Origin of the sequence: Demequina maris, assembly GCF_000971155.1 — a bacterium.
GTDB classification, from domain to species: Bacteria; Actinomycetota; Actinomycetes; order Actinomycetales; family Demequinaceae; genus Demequina; species Demequina maris.
Genome location: NZ_BBLX01000003.1, coordinates 117,525 through 138,620 on the forward strand (window position 1 = coordinate 117,525; position 21,096 = coordinate 138,620).

Consider the following 21,096-nt stretch of genomic DNA (forward strand, 5'->3'; position numbering starts at 1 on the left):
TCCTAGCGGTCCCACGCCTCCACCGCCCTGGTGAACGCCTCTCCTCGGTCCGCGTAGCTGCGGAACTGGTCCATCGATGCGCAGGCGGGTGACAGGAGGACGGTGTCCCCCGGTTCCGCGAGCCCCCGCGCGGCCTGGACCGCCCGGCTCATCACATCCTCCCCCGGGGGCACGGGGACCACCGGTATCTCGGGCGCGTGTGTCGCGAGGGCCGAGGCGAGCGGCTCCTGGTCCACGCCGATCAGCACGGCGGCCCGCACGCGGCCCGCGAGCGCGCGCACGAGCCCGGAGAACTCCTGGCCCTTCGCGAGGCCGCCGGCGATCCACACCACCGACTTGTCGGCTCGCCCGCCGAAGGCCGCCTCGACGGCGTGCGCGTTGGTCGCCTTCGAGTCGTCGACGTAGGACACCCCGTCGAGGTCGCGCACCCACGCGGTGCGGTGCTGGTCGAGGCGGAAGGAGCGCAGCCCGTCGCGCACCGCCTCGGCGGGCACGCCCACGGCGCGGCAGAGCGCGGCCGCGGCGAGCGCGTTGGTGGCGAGGTAGGGCGGCACGTCGCCGGCGACGAGGTGCGCGAGGTCGTCGACCTCGCCGAGCTCGGCGGCCTGGCGGTGGCGGTCGGGCACGAAGGCGCGGTCGAGCAGCAGCCCCTCGACGATGCCGAGCTGCGACGGCGCGGGGGACCCGAGCGTGACGCCGATCGCGCGCGCGCCCTCGACCACGTCCGCCTCGGCGACCATCGACTCGACGAGCGCGTCCGCCGCCGGGTACACGCACGCCACCTGCACGTGCTGGTAGACCTTCGCCTTGTCGGCGCGGTACGCCTCGAGGCTGCCGTGCCAGTCCGTGTGGTCGTCGTCCGCGTTGAGGCACACGGCCGCGTGCGGCGAGATGGTGTGCGCGAAGTGCAGCTGCAGGCTCGCGATCTCCACGGCCACCAGGTCCGACTCCTCGCGCGCGGCGTGGATCACGGGGATGCCCATGTTGCCGCACACGCGCACGTCGAGCCCGCCGGCCCGCGCGATCGCCCCGACCATCTGCGCCGTCGTCGTCTTGCCGTTGGTGCCGGTGACCATCACCCACGGGATGCCCGGGCGGCGCACGCGCCACGCGAACTCCATCTCGGACCAGATCTCGAGTCCCGCGGCCTCGCACGCGCGGACGGCGTCGGAGTGCGGCGCGAAGCCGGGGGACGCCATCACCACGTCGAACGAGCCGAGGTCCACCTCCGACACGTCGCGGTGGTCGGCCGCGCCGTTGGCGTCGACCGTCACGGCCGTGCCTCCGAGCGAGCGCGTCACCTCGGCCGCGGAGGTGCCCGCGATGCCGACTCCGAGGATGAGGACGCGACGGCCCTCGAGGGTCGTCAGGTCCGTCACAGCGAGGCCACCCACTCCGCGTAGAAGATCCCGACCCCGAGGCCGGTGAACATCGCCGCGATGATCCAGAACCGGACCACGATGGTGACCTCGCCCCAGCCCATCAGCTCGAAGTGATGGTGCAGCGGCGCCATCTTGAAGAGGCGTTTGCCGCCCGAGATCTTGAACCAGCCGATCTGCAGGACCGAGCTCGCGACGACCAGCACGAACAGGCCGCCGACGATGACGCCGAGGAGCTCGGTGCGGGTGACGATCGTCATGCCCGCGATCGCGCCGCCGATCGCGAGCGAGCCGGTGTCGCCCATGAAGATCTTCGCGGGGCTCGCGTTCCACCACAGGAAGCCCAGGCATGCGCCCGCGATGGCGCCCGCCAGGATGGCGAGGTCCCAGGGGTCGCGCACCTCGTAGCACGTGGTGCCCGCGCCGGGGGCGCCGCACGCCTGGTTGATCTGCCACAGGTTGATGAGGATGTACGCCACGAAGAAGATCACGGCGGTGCCGCTCGCGAGGCCGTCGAGGCCGTCGGTGAGGTTGACCGCGTTGGACCAGGCCGTGATGAGCAGGTTCGACCACACCACGAAGAGGATGAGGCCGATGGTCGGCCCCCAGATCGCGAGGTCGAGCCTGGTGTCGCGCAGGAACGAGATCGCCGTGGAGGCGGGCGTGACGCCGCGGCCGTCCGGGAACTGCAGCGCGAGGATGCCGAACGAGATGCCCACGACGCCCTGGCCGAGGAACTTCCACCGCGCCCTCAGGCCCAGGGACCTCTCGCGCGAGATCTTGATCGCGTCGTCGAGGAAGCCGACGAGGCCGAGGCCGACCATGAGGTAGACGACCAGGATGGACGATGCGCTGGGCGCACGGCCGACGAGGAGGTTGCCCCCGAGCCACGCCAGCACCGCCGCCAGGATGATGACGACGCCGCCCATGGTGGGGGTGCCGCGCTTGACGTGGTGGCTGGCCGGGCCGTCCTGACGGATGAACTGGCCGAACTGACGGTGCGTCAGGTACCGGATGAGTACCGGGGTCGCGAGCAGCGACAGCAGCACTCCGAGCCCTGCCGCGAAGACGACGGCCTTCATCCGACTCCTCCCACGAGCTGGTCCGCGAGCTCCCACAGCCCGGAGCCGTGGGAGGCCTTGACGAGGACGGTGTCCCCGGGGCGCAGCGTCTCCTCGAGGAGCGCGCGCGCCTCGCCGATTGTATCGACGTAGGCCGCCTCGTCGCCCCACGAGCCCTCGCGGACCGCCGCCACGAAGGCGGGGCGGGCGCCCGCGCCGACGATGATCGTGCGGTCGATGCGCAGCCGCACGACGTCGGTGCCGATCTGCTCGTGGATGGTCACGGAGGCGTCCCCGAGTTCCCGGATCTCGCCGAGCACCGCGACCGTGCGGCCGCCGTCCGCGACGAGCTTGAGCGCGCGCAGCGCGGCGCGCACGGACTCGATCGAGGCGTTGTAGGCGTCGTCGATGATCGTGACGCCGTCCGCGCGCTCGGTCAGCGCCATGCGGTGCGCCGAGACCGGCCCGGCGGCGGCGACGCGCTCCCACGCGGTCGCGGGGTCGAGCCCGACCTCGAGGCACACCGCGAGCGCGGCGAGCGCGTTGGTGACGTGGTGCTCGCCCACGAGCGCGAGCGTGCGCCGCGGCAGCTCGAGCGGCGGCTCGCCCGCCCGCACCACCTCGAACGACGCGCGTCCGCGGTCCGAGGTGACGTCGTGCGCGGCGAGGTCGCCGTGACCGACGCCGAACATGACGGCGCGCTCGGCGAGCGCGGCCATCGGGGCGACCCGCGCATCGTCCGCGTTGAGGACGGCGACGCCGCCGGGGACGAGGCCCGTGACGATCTCGCTCTTCGCCACCGCGACGTCGTCCGGGGAGGCGTACTCCCCCATGTGCGCGGTGCCGACCGTGAGCGCGACCGCGACGTCGAGCGGCGCGATCGACGTGAGGTAGTCGATGTGGCCGAGCCCGCTCGCGCCCATCTCGAGCACGAGGAAGCGGGTCGACAGGTCGGCGCGGAGCACGGTGAGCGGCATGCCGATCTCGTTGTTGAAGCTGCCGACCGGCGCGACCACGTCGGGCAGCGCCTGCGACAGGAGGTCCTTGGTGGTGGTCTTGCCGTTGGACCCGGTGATGCCGATGACCGTGATCCCGCCCTCGGCGCGCAGCAGCGCGAGGTACGCGCGGGCGAGCGAGCCGAGCGCGGCCTGCACGTCCGCGACGAGCACGTGCGGCGCGTCGACCGGCTCGGAGACCAGGCACAGCGACGCGCCGGCGGCGACCGCCTGGGGCACGTAGTCGTGCCCGTCGACCCGCTCCCCCACGAACGCGACGTAGAGGAAGCCGGGCTCGATCGCGCGCGAGTCCTTCTCGACGCCGCTCACCGGGGTGTCGACGTCCGCGGCGAGCGTGCCGCCCACCGCGTTGGCGATCCACTGCGCGGTGACCGGCCTCACGCGCGCTCCTCGCGGACCGTGGCGAGGGCGGCCAGGAAGGCGCCGGCGTCCGTGTACGGGTGATGCACTCCGTCGATCTCCTGCGTGGTCTCGTGTCCCTTGCCGGTGGCGATGATGGTGTCGTCGGGTCCTGCCATGCGCACGGCGGCCTCGACGGCGGCCGTGCGCGGGAACACCTCGAGGACGTCGCGGCGGTCGGGCCGCTCGGCGTCGACCCCCTCGAGGATGCGGGCCCGGATGTGCTCGGGCGGCTCGGTGCGGGGGTTCTCGTCGGTCACGATGACCACGTCGGCGTGGGTCGCGGCGGCCGTGCCCAGCCCCGGGCGCTTCGAGTCGTCGCGCAGACCGTCGCAGCCGAAGACGATGATGAGGCGTCCGGGGGTGACGAGGCGCATCGCCTCGAGGACGCTCGCGATGCCGTCGGGCGTGTGCGCGTAGTCGACCACGGTCATGGGGGTGTCCGCGTCGCGGGTGGTGACGATCTCGGTGCGGCCCGGCACGGGGCGCGCGATCTCGACGCCGCGGATCGCGTCCTCGAGCGGCACGCCGAGCGCGTACGCGGACACGATCGCGCCGGTCGCGTTGGAGACGTTGATGAGGCCCGGCAGCGGGATGTCGACGTCGTGACGCGAGCCGTCCGGCGCGACGAGCACGAAGCGCATGCCGCCGCGCGCGGTGGGCTGCGCGTCGACCGCGTTCCAGTCCGCGCGGGGCGAGCCGGGGCGGGTCGCGACGGTCTCGACCGGCACCGTCACCTCGTCGACGAGGAGACGGCCCCACTCGTCGTCGACCAGCACGACGGCGCGGTCGGCGAACTCGGGCGTGAAGATGCGCGCCTTCTCCTCGAAGTACTCCTCCATGGTGTGGTGGAAGTCGAGGTGCTCGTACGAGAGGTTGGTGAACAGCACGACCGCGAAGCGGGTGCCGGTGACGCGCTCGAGCGCGATCGCCTGGGACGAGGCCTCGGCGACGGCGGCGGTCACGCCCGCCTCGCGCATGCGCGCGAGCAGCCCCTGGAGCATGGGCGCCTCGGTGGTGGTGCGGGCCGCGGGCGCCGCCTCGTCGCCGATGCGCATCTCGACCGTGCCGAGCAGGCCCACCTTCTCGTGGACCGTGCGCAGCGCGCCCTCGGTGAGGAACGCGGTGGTGGTCTTGCCGTTGGTTCCGGTGAGCCCGATGAGCGGGACGTCGCGCGAGGGGTCGCCGTAGACCTCCGCGGCGGCGAGGGCGCAGGCCCGGCGCGGGTGGGTCGTGACGAGCACGGGCACGCCGGTCGCGCGCGCCTCCTCGGCGCCCGCGCGGTCCGTGAGGATCGCGGCGGCGCCGTTCGCGACGGCCTGCGCCGCGAAGCGCGCGCCGTGGACGTTCTCCCCCGGCAGCGCGCAGAACAGGTCGCCCGGCCGGGCGTCGCGCGAGTCGACGGTCGCGCCCGTCACGCGCACGTCTGGTCCGTGCAGGTCCGCGCCCACGCGCGCCTCGATGGCGGTCAGCAGGGCGCCGGCGACGCGGGAGGGACGCATCGAGAGGTCCGGCATTCTCACTTCCAGGTGGTCGGGTACAGCGTGGGCTCCGACGTGGACGGAGGCACCCGCAGGGACTGCAACGCAAAGGTTGCCACATCCTTGAAGACGGGCGCGGCGGTGGTGCCGCCCCAGATCTCGGTCTTCGGGTCGCGAAGGATGACGGACACGACGATACGCGGGTCGTCGGCCGGCGCGATGCCCACGAACGACGCGACGATGCTCGTGAGGCGGCCGTCGGCGCCCGCGGCCTGCGCGGTTCCGGTCTTGCCTGCGACGCGGTAGCCGTCGATGCGCGCGAGCACGCCGGTGCCGCCGTCCTGGGTGACGTCCTCGAGCATCGTCAGCACCTGCGTCGCCGTCGACTTCGAGATCACGCGCTTGGGCTCCTCGGACTCGCGCGCGGTGAACGTGCCGTCCTCGTCCTGGTAGCCCTTGACCACCGAGGGCTGCACCTTGAGTCCCTCGTTCGCGATGATCGAGAACACCTGGCTGGTCTGCAGCGCCGTGACCGCGAGGCCCTGGCCGAACGTGGTGGTCCACTTCTGGCGGCCGTCCCACTGGTCCCAGTCGGCGAGGATGCCCGCCGACTCGCCGTAGAGGCCCACGCCGGTGGTCTCGCCGAAGCCGAACTTCTTGAGGTACTTCCAGCGCGTCTCCGAGCTCATGAGCTCGCCCACCTGCACCGTGCCGGTGTTCGACGACGTCGCGAGGATGCCCGACAGCGTGAGCTTCTCCTTGTCGTGCTCGTGGGAGTCGGTGAAGGTCTGGTCGTTCTCGGTCGTGTACTTGTACGGCGCGGTGAAGTGCGTGAGCGGCGTCGCGACGCCCTCCTCGATCGCGGCCGCCATCGTGATGACCTTCGCCGTCGAGCCGGGCTCGAACACGGTCGACACCGAGCGCGCGCCGCGGTCGTCGGAGTCGGAGGCGGAGGGGTCGTTGGGGTCGACGCTGTCGGAGTCGACGAGCGCGAGGATCTCGCCCGTCTCGGTGTCCTGCACCACGACGGTCGCCTGGCTCGCGCCGGTCTCGGAGATCGCCTCCTGCGCGCGCTGCTGCGCGTACCACTGGATGTCGCGGTCGATCGTGAGGACCACGTCGTCGCCGGGGATCGCCTCGATCTCCTCCTGGACGCCCGTGGGGATGAGGTAGGCGCCGGTCGAGTCGCGCTCGTACGTGATCTCTCCCGGGGTGCCCTCGAGGACGTCCTCGTAGGCCGCCTCGACGCCGGTGAGGCCCACGGTGCCGGAGCCCTCGGCGGCGCCGCCCATGAAGCCCACGACGTTGCCCGCGAGCGTGCCGTTCGGGTAGATGCGCTTCTCGACGAGCTCGGGCTCGATGCCGAGCACCTTCTCCGCGGCGATGAGGTCCCACGTCTCGGGCGAGATGTCCTTCACCAGGTAGGAGAACGTGCTGTCCCCCACCATCTTGGCGCCCAGCTCGTCCGGGTCCATGTCGAGGATCGGCGCGAGGATCTCGGCCGCGCCCACGGGGCCCGAGGCGACGACGACGCCGTCCTCGGTGCGCGTGAAGTCCTTGATCTTCTGCTGGTTGACGCCCACGTTGTAGCGCTGGACCGACGTCGCGAGCACCACGCCGTCGCGGTCGACGATGTCGGCGCGCGGGACGGTGATCTCCTTGGTGACGAGGCGCTCGGACAGGGCAGTCTCGGCGATGGCCTGCGCGTTGACCGCCTGGATCATCACGAGCCGGGCGGCGAACACGAGCAGCACGAGCAGCAGACCCGCCGCGATGATCCGCTGTCGCAGCCGCGGGTCCGCCAGGCGCGGAGCGCGGGGCGAGGGCATGCGGTCTACTTCTCCCCTGTCTCGAGGACGATGCCGTCCGATAGTGACACGAAGCCCAGCGACGAGGCGGGAGCCATGCCGAGCCGCACCGCACGCTTCGCGAGCTCGGCGGGCGAGGCGTTCGTGTCGAGCGTCTCCTGGAGCGCGGCCTGCTGGACGTGCAGGTCGGCGATCTGGATCTTGAGGTCGCGGCGCTCGTACGCACCCTCGGCCATCGTCGTGTTGATGAGCAGCACCGAGGCGAGGGCGGCGAGCACGACGGCGACGCACGCGATCGCGAACGGCACGAGCGAGCGCGCCGTCTCGGGGGCCGCGACCGCGCGCAGGTGGCGGCGGGGCGCCGCCTCCGGCCGGGGCGCGTGGGCACGCTGCTGACGCAGGGGCGCGGCGCTCATGCGGTCCTCCTCAGACGCTCGGGCGGGGTGGGACGGAGCCGCTCGGCGGCTCGCAGGCGGACGGGCTTGGATCGGGGGTTGGCCTCGGCCTCCTCGGGCGACGCCTTCTCGGCGCCGCGCGTGAGGAGCCGCAGGTAGGGCTGCGCGGAGTCCGGGATGACGGGCAGCCCGGGGGGCGCCTGCGTCTCCGCGCCCTCCGCGAAGGCCCGCTTCACGATGCGGTCCTCGAGCGAGTGGTAGGACTCGACGACCACGCGGCCGCCCACGCCCACGCCCTCGATCGCGGCGGGGATCGCGCGCTCGAGCACCTCGAGCTCGCGGTTCACGGCGATGCGCAGCGCCTGGAAGGTGCGCTTGGCGGGGTTGCCGGCGCCCGGCGTGCGCGTCGCCGCGGGGATGCAGGCCCGCACGAGGTCCACGAGCGCGCCGGAGCGCGTGATCGGGTCGGTCTCGCGTCGGCGCACGATCGAGCGGGCGATCTTGGAGGCGAAGCGCTCCTCGCCGTAGACCCGCAGGATGCGCGTGAGCTCGCGCTCGTCGGCGTCGCGCAGCAGGTCCGCCGCCGACACCGGGTCGCCCGGGTTCATCCGCATGTCGAGCGGCGCGTCCTGCGCGTAGGAGAAGCCGCGCTCCGCATCGTCGATCTGCAGCGAGCTGACCCCGAGGTCGAGCAGGATGCCGTCGGCACGGTCGACGCCGGCCGCGGCGAGCGCGCCCGGGATGTCGTCGTACTCGGCGTGGTGGGCGATGAAACGGTCGCCGAAGCGCGCGAGCCGCGCGGAGGCGAGGGCGATGGCCTGGGGGTCGCGGTCGATGCCGACCACGCGCGCCCGGGGGCAGCGCTCGAGGATGCCCTCGGTGTGGCCGCCCATGCCGAGCGTGCCGTCGATCGCGACCGCGCCGTCGTGGTCGAGGGCCGGCGCGAGGAGGTCGACGCAGCGCTCGAGCATCACCGGCGTGTGCCGCGACGCCGCGGCCTCACGTGCCTCGTGCTCCTGCTCGCCCATCGACCCTCCTCTCCGGGTCCGGCCCGTGCCCCGTGGTCTCCCTCCGAGCTCCTCTGGCGGGGGGAAGTCCGCCAGAGCGATCCGGGAGGAGGCCACAGGGCACGCGCTGCTGCTACATGTCGTCGAAGATCTCCGCCGCCGTCTCCGCATACGCGTCCTCGCCGGCCTCGAGGTACTGCTCCCACCGCTCCGCGTCCCACACCTCGACACGCGAACCCATGCCCACCACGGCGACCTCGCGCTCGAGCCCCGCGTAGCGGCGCAGCGGCTGCGACAGCAGGATCCGGCCCTGCTTGTCGGGGATGTCGTCGCTCGCGTGCCCGAGGAAGCTGCGCAGGTAGTCCCGCGCCGCCTTGTTCTCGAGCGGCGCGCGGCGCAGCCGGTCGTGGATGAGCGCGAACTCGTCCAGCGGGAAGAGGAACACGCAGCGGTCGAGACCGCGGGTTGCGACCAGCCCCGACGCGAGCCGGCCGCGGAACTTCGCCGGGAGGATGAGGCGGCCCTTGTCGTCGAGCCGAGGCGTGAACGTGCCGAGGAACACGCCCGTGGGGCCTAGCCCGAACGTCGTGGTCTCAGACATCGGCCCTCCCCTCAGGCTTCCCGTCCCTCCCAGTGCCTCCACTTTACTCCACTTCTCTCCACCTGTCGCGGGAAATCGGCAAGATTCTTTTCAAATCTCCATGAAAACCCAGGTAGAAGCGGTGGAGTGCGGTGGAGGGAAATTGCCTCCCCACGGCCCTTTCTGCTCAACTAGGCTCGGAACAAGGGAGAGGGGAACCATGACGACGACCGTCCCGACCGCCGCGCAGCTCGCCGAGGTCGCCGACCTCGCCCGTCGCGTACGCGAGCAGCTGCACACGGTGCTGTCCGGTCTCGACGATGCGGTGGACGCGACGCTGGCGACGATCCTGGCCGAGGGGCACCTGCTGCTCGAGGACGTCCCCGGGGTCGGCAAGACCACCCTCGCCCGCGCGCTCGGGCGTGCGCTCGACACCACGGTCGGCCGCATCCAGTTCACGCCCGACCTGCTCCCGTCGGACGTCACCGGCGTGAGCGTCTTCCGCGGCGACGAGCACCGCTTCGAGTTCCGGCCGGGCCCGGTGTTCGCGAACATCGTGGTGGCCGACGAGATCAACCGCGCCTCGCCCAAGACGCAGGCCGCGCTCCTCGAGTCGATGCAGGAGCGGGCCGTCACGGTCGACGGCGAGACCCGGCCGCTCCCGAGCCCGTTCCTGGTGGTCGCGACGCAGAACCCCATCGACATGGAGGGCACCTATCCCCTGCCCGAGGCGCAGCGCGACCGCTTCATGACGAGGATCGCGGTCGGCTACCCCAGCTCGGGCGACGAGATCGCGATGCTCGACGCGCACGACGGGCACGACCCGCTCGCGGAGGTGCGCGCCGTCGCGACCGCGGAGGACCTCCAGCGTGCGATCGCCACCGTGCGCGGCATCTACGCGTCGCCGGCGGTCAAGCAGTACCTCGTCGACGTCGTGCGGGGCACGCGCGACAGCGGGGACCTGCGGCTGGGCGCGTCGCCGCGCTCGTCGCTGCAGCTGCTGGCCGCCGCCAAGGCGCGTGCCGCGATGGCGGGACGGGACCACGTGCTTCCCGACGACGTCAAGGTGCTCGCGGTGCCGGTGCTCGCGCACCGCGTGATCCCGGCGGCGCAGGCGCGCGCGGCGGGCCGCTCGGCCGAGACCGTCATCCGCGACATCCTCGCGCGCGTCGCGGTGCCGGCCGCGCGGGCGCCCGAGGCGATGTCCCGGGGATGATCCGCCGTCCGGTCCCCGAGCGCCGTGCCGAGGGCGCCGAGACCGTCGTGACCCCGCGGGGCGTCGGCCTCGCCGCCGGCGGCGGCGCGCTGCTGCTCGTGGGGGTCGGCTTCGCCTCGGCCCCGCTGGTGCTCATCGGCGCGACGGTGGTGGCCGCCGTCGCGGTCGCGGCCGCGTGGATCCTGGCCCAGGTGCTCGCGACCCGCGCCCGCGTCGACCAGGTGACGCGCGCGGTGTCGCCCGCGACGCTCAGCGCGGGGACGCCGGGCGACGTCGTGGTGCGGGTGGCCGCGCGCGGCGCGCTCGCCCGCGGGCTGCGGCTGCGCGAGCAGGCCGCCGCGGAGCTCACGGGCGGCGCGGGCACGCGCGCGGCGATCGCGCGCCGGCCCGGCGCGATCGAGCTGCGCTACCGGCTCGCCCCGACGCGCCGCGGACGATGGCTGCTGGGCCCCGCGCTCGCGCGCACCGCGGACCCGTTCGGGCTCGCGTGGTCCGATCGCGCCGTGGGCGGCTCGCTCGAGGTCGCCGTGTGGCCGACCGTGGTCGACCTCGCCGCGAGCGCCGGCGAGCTCATGGGCACGGCCGACCGCGCGCATGCCGGCGCCCGGACCCCCGCCGCCGACGACGCGTCGCTGCGCGACTACCGCGACGGCGACGACCTCCGCCGCGTCCACTGGGCGTCGTCCGCGCGGCGCGGGACGCTGCTCGTGCGCTCGGAGGAGCAGCAGGGACGCACGGCCGCGACCATCCTGCTGGGCCTCCCCTCGGCGCAGACCGGGCTCGAGTGGGCCATCACGGCAGCTGCCTCGGTCGCGCTGTCGGTCGTCGAGGCCGGCCACCCGGTCCGCCTCCTCGCGGGCACCCAGGAGACCTCGGTGCACGACACGCACGGCCGCGCGGCCGAGTCGGCCCGCGCGACGCTGCTCGACGCGACCGTCGACCTCGGCCCCACGGACAGCACCGCGGACGCGGACCGGCTCATGGCCGCGGCGGCCGCGCGCCTCGACCCGGGCCACCGCGATGTCGTCATGGCGGTCCTCGAGCCCTCGGGTCCGGTGGCGCTGCGTGCGCTCGCGCCGCTCGGCGAGGGCGGCCGGGCGTGGGCCCTCGTGCGGGCGCCGCTCGCGGCGCGGGCGCGCGCCGAGCGCACGGTCGAGTCGCTGCGCGCGACCGGGTGGCGCGCGGTCGCGACGCTCGAGCCGGAGCCGCTCGAGGAGGCGTGGGCGCGCCTCCTCGCCGAGGAGGAGTCGTGACCGGCGGGCGCTGGCGGCTCCTCGCGACGCCTCTGATCGCGATCGCGGCGGGCCTCGGCATGGGCGGCCTGTCGGGCCTCGTGGTCTTCGGCGACTGGCTGCGCCCCGTCGGCGCGGTGCTGGGCGCGACCGCGGCGGTCGTGGTGCTCGCCCGCCTCGCCACCGGCCGGCCCTTCCTCCCGACCGTCGCGGGCGCCCTCGCCGGCGCGTGGCTCATCATCGTCGCGTACGTGCCCCGGCCCGACGGCGGCACCACCTGGATCCCGCGCGGGGAGACGCTGGACCAGCTGCGGGAGGTCGCGGAACGCGCGTACTGGTACGCGCAGAACAGCGTGCCGCCCGCCGAGGTCGAGGCGTCGCTCGCGGGCGCGATCACGCTCGCGGTCGTCGCGCTGTTCCTCGTGGTCGACGCGCTCGCCGTCGGCGCCGGCTTCGCCGCATCGTCCGGCTTCGTCCTGCTGGCGCCGTGGCTGCCCGCCCTCACCCTCGAGCGACGCGTGCCCACGCTCGCCCTCGCCGGCGCGCTCGGCGCGTGGCTCGCCGTGATCGCGCTGTCGCGCCGCAGCGATCGCGGGTCCTGGCGCGCCCGCGCGCGCGACGGCGCCTCCCCCGCGGCCCCCGCGGCGGCGCTCGCCGCGACCGCCGCGACCCTGCTCGTCGCGCTCGTCGCCGCGCCCCTCGCGATCGGCGGGCCCGGCTGGGGCGCGATGCCGCGGCTGACCCTGCCCGCGTCGCTCGGCGGCGGCGCCCGCCTCGACCTCGAGATCGACCTGCGCAACTCGCTCACGGAGCAGTCCGCGACGCCGGTGCTGACGTACACGTCGGACTCCGGCAAGGTCGACGTGCTGCGCGGGTTCGCCCTCGCCACGTTCGACGGCACGCGGTGGGACCGCGACCCGTTGGGCGACACCGCGCCGGCGACGGGCGTGCTCTGGCCGGAGGACACCGGCAGCCCGCTCATCGCGGACCCGGGCACGGTGTCGATCCAGATGGGGAGCAAGGGGCAGGACCGCGTCCTCGTGCCGTCCGCACCGCGCTCGCTCGTCGCCGGGAGCGAGTGGCGCTACGACGCGTCGACCGACGAGGTGCTCATCGATCGTCCCGAGGGCACGGCGAACCTGCGCTACACGGTGCGGCAGGCGCTCGACTTCCACACCGAGGAGTCGCTGCGGGCCGCCGACCCGCTCATCGAGGACGGCGGCGACGCGGCGGTGTCCCCGCGCTACCTCGACCTCAACGAGCGGATCGACATCGACAAGGTGCGCCAGGTCGCGCAGACCGTCACGTCCCAGGCCACCGACCGCTACGAGACCGCCATCCTGCTGCAGGAGTACCTGCGGGGGCCGAGCTTCGAGTACAGCACCGAGGTGACGCCGACGGGCGACGATGCGGTGTCGACCTTCCTCGCGGACGGGCGCGGCTACTGCGTGCACTTCGCCACGGCGATGGTCGTGATGGCGCGCACGCTCGACATCCCCGCACGGATGGCGATCGGCTTCCTCGGCGGCGCGCAGGACGGCGACGGGTTCGTGGTGCGCGGGCGCGACGCCCACGCGTGGCCCGAGCTGTACTTCCCCGGCCACGGCTGGGTGCGCTTCGAGCCCACGCCCGCCCAGCAGACGGGCCAGCGCCCCTCGTACGCGGAGCCCGAGACCACCGAGCCGACCGACCCCGAGCTCCTCGAGACGGTGCGGCCGACCAACGCTCCCGAGCGCCAGCTCCCGACCGCGGCGCCGACCGCGGCGCCCGCGCCGACCGCCGACGAGGCCGGGGGCTTCCCGTGGCTCGCCGTCCTCGGGCTCGCGGCGCTCGCCGTCGTCGCCGCGGCGGCGGCGCTGTGGGCGCGCCGCCGCTCGCGCGCGGACGCCATCACGGACGCCGAGTCCGCATGGGCGACGATGCGCCGGAGGCTGGGCGATCGGGCGGGCGACGACACCCTCACCCCCGCCGAGACCGAGCTCTGGATCCTGGCCGAGGGGCCCGACCTCGGCGACGACGCGCGTGCGGCTCTCGGCGAGCTGCGCGCGGCCGTCGAGGACGCGCGCTACGCGCCGGCGGCGAGCACGGTCGACGCCGAGGTGCTCGAGGGCTGGGTCGACGCCGTCGCGCACGCGGCGCGGGAGGCGGAGCGGGGCGCCCAGACCCGCGGCTGACGCGCGGGCGAGATTCGCCGCGGGGTGGCGCCGACCCTCGACATGCGACTGCAGCACGGCCTCGGCCGTGCTGCTGTCTGCACGATGCAGCTCCCGGCAAGGGAGCCGCAGAGACTAGATGTCGCCCTGCTCGCGGCGGCGCTCGAAGCGCTCCTCCATGCGGGTCATGAAGCTCTTGTCGGCCTTGCGGCGACGGGCGGGGGCCGAGCCGGCGGAGCGGCCTCCCGCGGGTCGCGGGGCCAGCAGCGCCCACACCGCGGCGGCGAGCATCACCGCGAAGCCGGCGACGCCGACGACGATGAGCTGGCTCACCGCACCGGTGACCACGATGGCAAGGCCGGCGACCACGCCGACGCCGGCCCAGATGTAGCGACCGCGGGGCCTCGACGCCCTCGCCATCGCAGACCCGAGCTTCGCGTCCGAGCCGAGATCCCTCTCGAGCTGCTCGAGCACGCGCTGCTCGTATTCCGACAGCGGCATCTCGCCCTCCTTCCCTGCACCGTGTTGTCAAGTCTATCCGTCGCACGTCCCGCAGACCAGACGAGCGTCTAGGGTGACCCCATGGCACGTCAGCGGACCGCACGAGTCGCCCCGGACGCGCCGCGCGGCGTCGAGTTCGCGATCGCCACCGGAGTCGCGGAGCTGCGCGACGAGCCCGATGGGACAACGTTCCTATGGGTCAACGGAGTTCCCAGCTCTCCGCTGGATCCGGATCCGGAGGCGCTGGCCTTCGAGTACATGCGCCATCTGTCGGCCGCGGTCGACGCGTGGGGCCCTCCCCCGCGCATGCTCGCGCTCCACGTGGGCGCCGCCGCGTGCGCGTTCCCGCGCCACCTCGCGCATCGTCTTCCCGACTCCGGCCACATCGCCGTGGACGTCGACGCGACGCTGCCGGAGCTGGTGCGCACGTGGTGGGACCTGCCGCGCGCGCCGCGCCTGCGCATCCGCGCCCAGGACGGCCTCGAGGCGGTCGCGTCCCGCCGGGACGAGAGCCTCGACCTCGTGGTGCGCGACGCCTTCGCCGGGGACACGACCCCCGCGGCGCTGGCCTCCCCCGAGTGGTGGGCGCACGCGGCACGCGCGCTCCGGCCGGGCGGGCTCGCGCTCGCCAACGTGGGCACGCGCCCGGGCGATCGGAGCGCCGCCGCCGATGTCGAGGCGGCGCGCGCCGCGCTGGGGCACGTCGTCGCGATCGGTGAGCACGCGGTGCTCAAGGGGCGCCGCCGGGGCAACGTGGTGATCGCCGCGGTCCGCGGCGGGACGCTCGACACGGCGGCGCTGCGCCGCTACGCCGCGTCGGCCCCGCTGCCGACGGGCGTCACGGACGCCTGGTCGGGCTGAGCGCGCGGCCCCCGCGCATCGTCCCCGGGAACGCCGACGGCCGCCGCCCCGGAAGGGGACGACGGCCGTCGGATGCTCGACGCCTTAGAGCGGGCGAACCTTCTCCGCCTGCGGGCCCTTGGGGCCGTTGGTGACCTCGAACTCGACGCGCTGCGCCTCCTCGAGGCTGCGGTAGCCGTCGGTCTCGATCGCCGAGTAGTGGACGAAGACGTCGGCGCCGCCGCCGTCCTGCGCGATGAAGCCGTAACCCTTCTCGGCGTTGAACCACTTCACAGAGCCCTGTGCCATGCCTGTCATTCCTTACCTTCTTGCCCGGAGGACGGGAAGGCGGGACCCCGTGCCCCGCCTTGTCGCCGCAATGCCACTCCCCGACCCAGGTGAGACAGGTTCCTGCACACTACGTTCTTGCAACCGCGCCAAGTGTGGCAGAAATCAGGGCTGAGTGGGGGGATCCCTGCGCTCTTGCGCCAGGAACTTCTCGAACTCCGCCGCGATCTCGTCCGCGGAGGGCAGCCCGCCCTCGACCTCGAGGCCGCGCCCGCGCGCCTCGTGGAACGCGTCGTACTGGTTCTCGAGCGCCTCGACCAGGGCCTGGACCTCCTCGCTCTCCGCGAGCTGGCGGTCGATCTCCTCCGACGCGATCGCGGCGGCGTCGTCGAGCGCGGCCGGGTCGAGGTCGAGCCCCGACAGGTCCTCGAGCCCCTCGAGGGCGCGCTGCGCGGCCTGCGGGTACGAGGACTGCGCGAGGTAGTGCGGGACGTGCACCGCGACGTTCACCGCCGGCAGGCCCCACTGCCCGAAGCGGTACTCGAGGAGGTTCTGCGCCGAGGCGGGCACGGTGACCGTGCCGAACATCGAGGCCGAGTCCGGCAGCAGGTCGGGGTCCGTGCCGTGGATGGTCACGGTCAGCGGGCGCGTGTGCGGCACCGCCATGGGGATGCCGTGCGAGCCGAGCGTGAGGCCCACGCCGAGCCGCTCGACCGCCTCCCGCACCGCCTGGATGTAGCGCTCCCACTGGATGTCCGGCTCGAAGCCGTGCAGCAGCAGGAAGGACGAGCCCTCCTGGTCGTGCACCATGTCGAGCGCGAGGTGCGGCTCGTCGTACGCGGTCCACTGGTTGACGGAGAACGTCATCTCGGGTCGTCGCGAGCGGTAGTCGAGCAGCTGGTCGATGTCGAACGTGGCGATCCGCTGCGGGTCGCCGGTCTCGAGGATGTGGTCCGCGACCAGCGCGCCCGCGCGGCCCGCGTCGATGAAGCCTCGCAGGGAGTGGACCAGCACGGAGCCGTGCTCCGGTGCGACGTCGGCCCACGCCTGGACGCCGTCCGGGTCCCAGCTCAACAGCGGTCGTTCCATGATCATCCATCCTTGCACCGACGCCGGTGCGCGTCTGCCGTTCTCGCCCTCCGCGAAACCCGCGAGCGGCGCGGGTGCTTCCGAGCAGCGCCAGGACGCGCGATAATGAGGGACTGCCCTGCAGAGTCAACACAGGGCGTGCGGAGGGTATGCCGATGGCGAACGAGCGCGGACTGACCGCCGAGCGGAGCGGCCTCGCGGCCGAGCAGGGGGTCGTGGACGGCCTGTACACGCGTCTGGACGAGCTGCGGGACGAGGCGGACGACCGCCTCGCCGCGATCCGTAAGGAGGGGCCCTCGGGCTCGCCTCAGAACCGCTCCGAGCGCGACGCGTTCGCGACGCTGTACGAGGACCGCATCGCGCAGCTCGACGCCGTCGAGGACCGGCTGTGCTTCGGCCGCCTCGACCTGCGCGACGGCGAGCGGTTCTACGTGGGCCGCATCGGCCTGTCCGACTCGGAGCACGTGCCGCTGCTGACCGACTGGCGCGCGCCCGCCGCGCGGGCCTTCTACTCCGCCACCGCCGCCAACCCCGGCCCCGTGGTCAACCGCCGCCATCTCACCACGCAGGGCCGCCGCGTCACCGCGGTCGAGGACGACGTGCTCGACGTGGACGCGCTGCGCGAGATGGGTGCCGACGAGGCGCTCGCCGGCGAGGGCGCCCTGCTGGCCGCGCTCGGCGCGCGCCGCACGGGACGCATGGGCGACATCGTCGCGACCATCCAGGCCGAGCAGGACGCCGTCATCCGCGCCCCCATGAGCGGGGCGCTCGTGGTGCAGGGCGGGCCCGGCTCCGGCAAGACCGCGGTCGCGCTCCACCGCGCCGCCTACCTGCTGTACCACCACCGCGAGCAGCTCGAGTCGCGCGGCGTGCTCCTCATCGGACCGTCGAAGACCTTCCTGCGCTACATCGACCACGTGCTGCCCTCGCTCGGCGAGACCGGCGCCGTGTCGACCACGCTCGCGGGCCTCGTGCCCGGCATCGACGTCACCGCGGTCGAGCCCGACGCGTCCGCCGAGATCAAGGGCCGCACCGTGATGGGCGACGTGATCAAGGCCGCCGTCCGCGAGCGCCAGCGCGTGCCGCGCGCCGACACGGAGATCCGCATCGACGGCCGCACGGTGGTCATCAAGCGCTCCGACGTCAAGGACGCGCAGGGCCGCGCGCGCCGAGAGGGCCGCCCGCACAACGAGGCGCGCGCCTCGTTCGCCAAGGACATGATCGGGCGCCTCACGAAGCAGCTGGTCGAGCAGCTCGAGGTGTACTCGGACGAGGACCGGATCGAGCTCGAGCGCGACGTGCGCGACGACCGCAACGTGCGCATCGCCATCAACCTGTGCTGGCTGCCGATCACCCCGCAGCAGCTCCTGCGCGACCTCTTCTCGAAGCCGCACCTGCTCGACCACGCGGCCCGTATGGTCCCCGAGCACGAGCGCGACCTGCTGCTCCGGCCGTCCGCGGCGCCGTTCACCGAGGCGGACGTGCCGCTGCTCGACGAGGCGGCCGAGCTGCTCGGCGAGATGCCCGGCGGCCGCGGCCGCCGCCCCGACGAGCCCTCGGACGAGGAGATCCAGTACGCCAAGGACGTGCTCGAGACCTTCGGCGACGGCGGCATGGTGACCGCCGAGGCGCTCGCCGCCCGCATGAAGGGCGGCACCGCGCGGCTGTCGGTGGCGGAGCGCGCCCGCGGCGACCGCACGTGGACGTACGGCCACGTGGTCGTCGACGAGGCCCAGGAGCTCAGCCCGATGGCGTGGCGCATGCTGCTGCGCCGCTGCCCCACCCGCTCGTTCACGATCGTCGGCGACGTCGCGCAGACCACCTCGGTCGCGGGCACGCGCTGGTGGCCCGAGACGATGGACCCGCTGTTCCAGACAGGCTGGGAGCTGCGCGAGCTCACCATCTCGTACCGCATCCCGGCCGCGGTGGCCGATGCGGCGCAGGCCTACGCGCGCGCCGCGGGCCTGCCCGTCAGCGAGCTGCGCGCGGCGCGCGAGCTCGACGACGCGACCGCCGCGACGCGGCACCGCGACCCGATCGCGACCGCGACCCGCATCGCGCACCGCCACGCTGACTCGTTCACGGAGGGCGAGGGCGGCCTCGTCGCCGTGATCGCGCCGCCGCGACTGCACGGCGCGCTGCGGAAGGCGCTCGGCACGCCGGCGATCGAGGTCTACACGGCCCGCGAGTCGAAGGGCCTCGAGTTCGACGTGGCCGTGGTCGTGGAGCCCTCCGCGATCGCGGAGCGACCCGGCGACCTGTACGTCGCGCTCACGCGGCCCACGCGCCGCCTCGAGGTCGTGCACGCGGACCCGCTGCCGACGGGCCTGTCCCTCTAGCGCCGTGCCACGGGACGATGCGCGCCCGCCCGGGCCGCGCATCGTCCCCGAGGCGCGTGGTGACCGCGCACGTGGTGACCGCGCACGTGGTGACCGCGCACGTGGTGACCGCGCGCGCGGCGACGCCGCCGGCGGCTCCCGCCCCTAGCGGGCCTCGCACTCCCCCGCGCCCGCGAGCGCGAGCCCGGCGAGGTCGCCCGGGCCCCAGTGCAGGAGGCTGAGGTTGGACTCGTGCATGAGCTCGTCCTTGTCCCCCACGTGCGCGAGGCCGACGACATGGCCGAGCTCGTGCTCCACGACCGCGCGCGCGAGCTCCTCGCCGCCGCCGTCCTCGCGGATGCGCGCCACGTCCTCCCAGTCGACGATGACCACCCCGGACCGCAGGTAGCGCTCGGGGCCGTAGGCGCCGGGCACCGCGCTCGAGCCGCCCAGGCCCGTGACGGTCCCCTCGAGGTCGGGGTTGTCGGCGGCGCTCTGGAAGCCGATCACGATCGGCGCGAAGCGGTCGCCGTAGCGGTCCTGCACGAGCGCGCGGTCGAACGACGCGGACTCGTCGGTGAAGCCCTCGTAGGCGAACTCGAGCCCCGTCGCGTCGGACACGTCGGCGACCGCCTCGTGCACCACGCCCTCGAAGCCCTCGGGCATGTGCGCCGGGGAGATCACGTACGACAGCACCGTGCACGGGTCGTAGCGGACCGGGCCGCCGCCGGAGCCGCCGTCGGGGAACAGGAAGTCGTACGAGCCGGTGGTCTCGACCGTCACCTCGGGCAGCCGGCGCTCCTCGGCGCCCTGCGCGACGGGGATGCGGACGGTCTCGCCCTCCGCCTCGATGACGTTGCGGGGCGTGCCCCAGTGACGCACGTCGGACCACGTGACGCCGCGCCACGAGGCGCCGGCGACGAACAGCGCGGCGCACGCCAGGGTCACGATGACCGTCCTGCCCGCCGAGCTCATGCAGACACTCTGCCACGGCCGGGGACCCCCGCCTGCACACGCGGGGGCGCCCGCGGCACCGGTCCGGGAAGGGCCCATAGCGCCCTAGGAGTTGGAGAAGGGGCAGGGAATGCGAGACGATAGCGCCCGTGCGCGCACTCCTTCTAGAGAACCTCTCCGTCAAGGCCACCGAGATCCTCGAGGCCGCCGGCATCGCCGTCGAGAACCATGGCGGCGCCATGGACGAGGACGAGCTGATCGAGGCCCTCCAGGGCGTCGAGCTGCTCGGCATCCGGTCCAAGACCATGCTGACGGAGCGCGTCATCGACGCGTGTCCCGACCTCATCGCGGTGGGCGCCTTCTCGATCGGCACCAACCAGATCGACCTCGCGCACGCGGCGCGCAAGGGCATCGCGGCGTTCAACGCACCGTTCTCGAACACCCGCTCGGTCGTCGAGATGGCCGTGTCCGAGATGATCTCGCTCACGCGACGCCTGCCCGACCACAACCGCAGCCTCCACGAGGGCGTGTGGTCGAAGTCCGCGTCGGGCGCGCACGAGATCCGCGGCCGCACGCTCGGCATCGTCGGCTACGGCAACATCGGCTCGCAGCTGTCCGTGATCGCCGAGGCCCTCGGCATGAACGTCATCTTCTACGACAGCGCCGAGAAGCTCGCGCTGGGCAACGCCACGCCGATGCCGTCGCTCCAGGCCCTGCTGTCCGAGGCGGATGTCGTCACGCTGCACGTCGACGGCCGCAGCGGCAACCGCGGCTTCTTCGGCGCGGAGCAGTTCGCCGCCATGAAGGACGGCGCGATCTTCCTCAACCTGTCGCGCGGCTTCATCGTCGACCTCGAGGCCCTCAAGGCCGGCCTCGAGTCGGGCGCGATCGGCGGCGCGGCCGTCGACGTGTTCCCCGACGAGCCCAAGAAGACGGGCGACGCGTTCGAGTCGCCCCTCCAGAACATGCCGAACGTCATCCTCACCCCGCACATCGGCGGGTCGACCGAGGAGGCGCAGCGGGACATCGGCATCTTCGTGGCGACGCGTCTGCGCGACTACGTCAACCACGCGTCGACGTCCCTCAGCGTGAACCTCCCCAACCTCTCGCTCGACCAGGTCCAGGGCTCGCACCGCGTGGCCCACCTGCACGAGAACATCCCCGGCGTGCTCGCCGCGGTCAACCAGGTCTTCGCCGCCCACAACGTCAACATCGACGCCCAGCTCCTCGGCACGCGAGGCGAGCTCGGATACGTGGTGACGGACGTGGCGTCGGGCCTCGACAAGGACGCGGTGCAGGCTCTGTCGAGCATGCCGGGCACCGTGCGTCTGCGGGTGCTCTCATAAACGCCATCGATCCCACCGACGCCGTCCCGTTCG

At 73.6% G+C, this 21,096-nt stretch carries 18 protein-coding genes; 6 read left to right on the forward strand and 12 right to left on the reverse strand.

All coding sequences use genetic code 11. The annotated features are described in order from the left end of the window. Positions 1 to 2: 2 nt before the first annotated feature. The 8 genes from murD to mraZ form a co-directional block, all read right to left on the reverse strand. Positions 3 to 1,379, reverse strand: a complete 1,377-nt coding sequence (murD, locus tag AOM02_RS04525) for a UDP-N-acetylmuramoyl-L-alanine--D-glutamate ligase (protein WP_062297114.1) — start codon at positions 1,377 to 1,379, stop codon at positions 3 to 5. Then, complete coding sequence (mraY, locus tag AOM02_RS04530; protein WP_062297116.1) at positions 1,376 to 2,461, reverse strand: phospho-N-acetylmuramoyl-pentapeptide-transferase; 1,086 nt, start codon at positions 2,459 to 2,461, stop codon at positions 1,376 to 1,378. The genes murD and mraY overlap by 4 nt, the downstream gene beginning before the upstream one ends. Continuing rightward, positions 2,458 to 3,837, reverse strand: a complete 1,380-nt coding sequence (locus AOM02_RS04535) for a UDP-N-acetylmuramoyl-tripeptide--D-alanyl-D-alanine ligase (RefSeq protein ID WP_062297118.1) — start codon at positions 3,835 to 3,837, stop codon at positions 2,458 to 2,460. The genes mraY and AOM02_RS04535 overlap by 4 nt, the downstream gene beginning before the upstream one ends. After that, positions 3,834 to 5,372, reverse strand: a complete 1,539-nt coding sequence (locus tag AOM02_RS04540) for a UDP-N-acetylmuramoyl-L-alanyl-D-glutamate--2,6-diaminopimelate ligase (RefSeq protein ID WP_062297120.1) — start codon at positions 5,370 to 5,372, stop codon at positions 3,834 to 3,836. Before AOM02_RS04540 ends, AOM02_RS04535 begins: the two co-directional genes overlap by 4 nt. 2 nt (positions 5,373 to 5,374) lie before the next feature. Further along, positions 5,375 to 7,165 (reverse strand): peptidoglycan D,D-transpeptidase FtsI family protein, encoded by a 1,791-nt coding sequence (locus AOM02_RS04545; protein ID WP_062297122.1) that lies wholly within the window; start codon positions 7,163 to 7,165, stop codon positions 5,375 to 5,377. Positions 7,166 to 7,170: 5 nt separating this feature from the next. Next, positions 7,171 to 7,560 (reverse strand): cell division protein FtsL, encoded by a 390-nt coding sequence (gene ftsL, locus AOM02_RS04550; RefSeq protein ID WP_062297124.1) that lies wholly within the window; start codon positions 7,558 to 7,560, stop codon positions 7,171 to 7,173. Then, positions 7,557 to 8,567 carry a 16S rRNA (cytosine(1402)-N(4))-methyltransferase RsmH gene (rsmH, locus tag AOM02_RS04555; protein WP_062297126.1) on the reverse strand — a complete coding sequence of 337 codons (1,011 nt, stop codon included), beginning with the start codon at positions 8,565 to 8,567 and terminating at the stop codon, positions 7,557 to 7,559. The genes ftsL and rsmH overlap by 4 nt, the downstream gene beginning before the upstream one ends. 112 nt (positions 8,568 to 8,679) lie before the next feature. Next, positions 8,680 to 9,108: a division/cell wall cluster transcriptional repressor MraZ gene (gene mraZ, locus AOM02_RS04560; protein ID WP_500778322.1), complete on the reverse strand. Its 429-nt coding sequence runs from the start codon at positions 9,106 to 9,108 to the stop codon at positions 8,680 to 8,682. A 238-nt stretch (positions 9,109 to 9,346) separates the two neighbouring features. Here mraZ and AOM02_RS04565 point away from each other — a divergent pair, with 238 nt between their 5' ends. From AOM02_RS04565 to AOM02_RS04575, 3 genes are read left to right on the forward strand one after another with little or no spacing between them, the layout of a single operon-like run. Next, the gene (locus AOM02_RS04565; RefSeq protein WP_062297130.1) at positions 9,347 to 10,342 is read left to right on the forward strand and encodes an AAA family ATPase; all 996 of its coding nucleotides are present in this window, start codon (positions 9,347 to 9,349) and stop codon (positions 10,340 to 10,342) included. After that, entirely contained in the window at positions 10,339 to 11,595 is a 1,257-nt protein-coding gene (locus tag AOM02_RS04570; protein WP_062297132.1) for a DUF58 domain-containing protein, read from the forward strand. Before AOM02_RS04565 ends, AOM02_RS04570 begins: the two co-directional genes overlap by 4 nt. Continuing rightward, complete coding sequence (locus tag AOM02_RS04575; RefSeq protein WP_062297135.1) at positions 11,592 to 13,748, forward strand: transglutaminase TgpA family protein; 2,157 nt, start codon at positions 11,592 to 11,594, stop codon at positions 13,746 to 13,748. The genes AOM02_RS04570 and AOM02_RS04575 overlap by 4 nt, the downstream gene beginning before the upstream one ends. A gap of 114 nt (positions 13,749 to 13,862) precedes the next feature. Here AOM02_RS04575 and AOM02_RS04580 read toward each other — a convergent pair whose 3' ends face one another. Then, positions 13,863 to 14,228: an SCO2097 family morphological protein gene (locus AOM02_RS04580; protein ID WP_062297137.1), complete on the reverse strand. Its 366-nt coding sequence runs from the start codon at positions 14,226 to 14,228 to the stop codon at positions 13,863 to 13,865. An 81-nt stretch (positions 14,229 to 14,309) separates the two neighbouring features. On the opposite strand from AOM02_RS04580, the gene AOM02_RS04585 reads away from it, so the two are divergent. Further along, a complete protein-coding gene (locus AOM02_RS04585) occupies positions 14,310 to 15,089 on the forward strand; it encodes a spermidine synthase (protein WP_062297139.1) in 780 nt (259 codons plus the stop codon). Between the two features lie 84 nt (positions 15,090 to 15,173). Here the strand turns inward: AOM02_RS04585 and AOM02_RS04590 are convergent, their stop codons facing one another. Further along, a complete protein-coding gene (locus AOM02_RS04590) occupies positions 15,174 to 15,377 on the reverse strand; it encodes a cold-shock protein (RefSeq protein ID WP_062294355.1) in 204 nt (67 codons plus the stop codon). Positions 15,378 to 15,521: 144 nt separating this feature from the next. After that, on the reverse strand, positions 15,522 to 16,445 hold the full coding sequence (locus tag AOM02_RS04595) for a PAC2 family protein (protein ID WP_062297579.1): 924 nt from the start codon (positions 16,443 to 16,445) through the stop codon (positions 15,522 to 15,524). Positions 16,446 to 16,600: 155 nt separating this feature from the next. Between AOM02_RS04595 and AOM02_RS04600 the strand changes: the two genes are divergently transcribed. Next, on the forward strand, positions 16,601 to 18,784 hold the full coding sequence (locus AOM02_RS04600; protein WP_062297141.1) for a HelD family protein: 2,184 nt from the start codon (positions 16,601 to 16,603) through the stop codon (positions 18,782 to 18,784). Between the two features lie 144 nt (positions 18,785 to 18,928). Here AOM02_RS04600 and AOM02_RS04605 read toward each other — a convergent pair whose 3' ends face one another. After that, complete coding sequence (locus tag AOM02_RS04605; RefSeq protein ID WP_062297142.1) at positions 18,929 to 19,738, reverse strand: hypothetical protein; 810 nt, start codon at positions 19,736 to 19,738, stop codon at positions 18,929 to 18,931. Positions 19,739 to 19,857: 119 nt separating this feature from the next. On the opposite strand from AOM02_RS04605, the gene serA reads away from it, so the two are divergent. Further along, on the forward strand, positions 19,858 to 21,063 hold the full coding sequence (gene serA / locus AOM02_RS04610; RefSeq protein ID WP_062297144.1) for a phosphoglycerate dehydrogenase: 1,206 nt from the start codon (positions 19,858 to 19,860) through the stop codon (positions 21,061 to 21,063). Positions 21,064 to 21,096: the final 33 nt, after the last annotated feature.

What these genes read in the sequence shown, in the direction of transcription:
- AOM02_RS04605 (WP_062297142.1), bottom strand. Translation starts at nt 19,738, where the DNA reads ATGAGCTCGGCGGGCAGGACGGTCATCGTGACCCTGGCGTGCGCCGCG.
- AOM02_RS04600 (WP_062297141.1), top strand. Translation starts at nt 16,601, where the DNA reads ATGGCGAACGAGCGCGGACTGACCGCCGAGCGGAGCGGCCTCGCGGCC.
- AOM02_RS04595 (WP_062297579.1), bottom strand. Translation starts at nt 16,445, where the DNA reads ATGGAACGACCGCTGTTGAGCTGGGACCCGGACGGCGTCCAGGCGTGG.
- AOM02_RS04580 (WP_062297137.1), bottom strand. Translation starts at nt 14,228, where the DNA reads ATGCCGCTGTCGGAATACGAGCAGCGCGTGCTCGAGCAGCTCGAGAGG.
- AOM02_RS04540 (WP_062297120.1), bottom strand. Translation starts at nt 5,372, where the DNA reads ATGCCGGACCTCTCGATGCGTCCCTCCCGCGTCGCCGGCGCCCTGCTG.
- AOM02_RS04590 (WP_062294355.1), bottom strand. Translation starts at nt 15,377, where the DNA reads ATGGCACAGGGCTCTGTGAAGTGGTTCAACGCCGAGAAGGGTTACGGC.
- mraY (WP_062297116.1), bottom strand. Translation starts at nt 2,461, where the DNA reads ATGAAGGCCGTCGTCTTCGCGGCAGGGCTCGGAGTGCTGCTGTCGCTG.
- ftsL (WP_062297124.1), bottom strand. Translation starts at nt 7,560, where the DNA reads ATGAGCGCCGCGCCCCTGCGTCAGCAGCGTGCCCACGCGCCCCGGCCG.
- AOM02_RS04585 (WP_062297139.1), top strand. Translation starts at nt 14,310, where the DNA reads ATGGCACGTCAGCGGACCGCACGAGTCGCCCCGGACGCGCCGCGCGGC.
- AOM02_RS04545 (WP_062297122.1), bottom strand. Translation starts at nt 7,165, where the DNA reads ATGCCCTCGCCCCGCGCTCCGCGCCTGGCGGACCCGCGGCTGCGACAG.
- AOM02_RS04565 (WP_062297130.1), top strand. Translation starts at nt 9,347, where the DNA reads ATGACGACGACCGTCCCGACCGCCGCGCAGCTCGCCGAGGTCGCCGAC.
- AOM02_RS04570 (WP_062297132.1), top strand. Translation starts at nt 10,339, where the DNA reads ATGATCCGCCGTCCGGTCCCCGAGCGCCGTGCCGAGGGCGCCGAGACC.
- rsmH (WP_062297126.1), bottom strand. Translation starts at nt 8,567, where the DNA reads ATGGGCGAGCAGGAGCACGAGGCACGTGAGGCCGCGGCGTCGCGGCAC.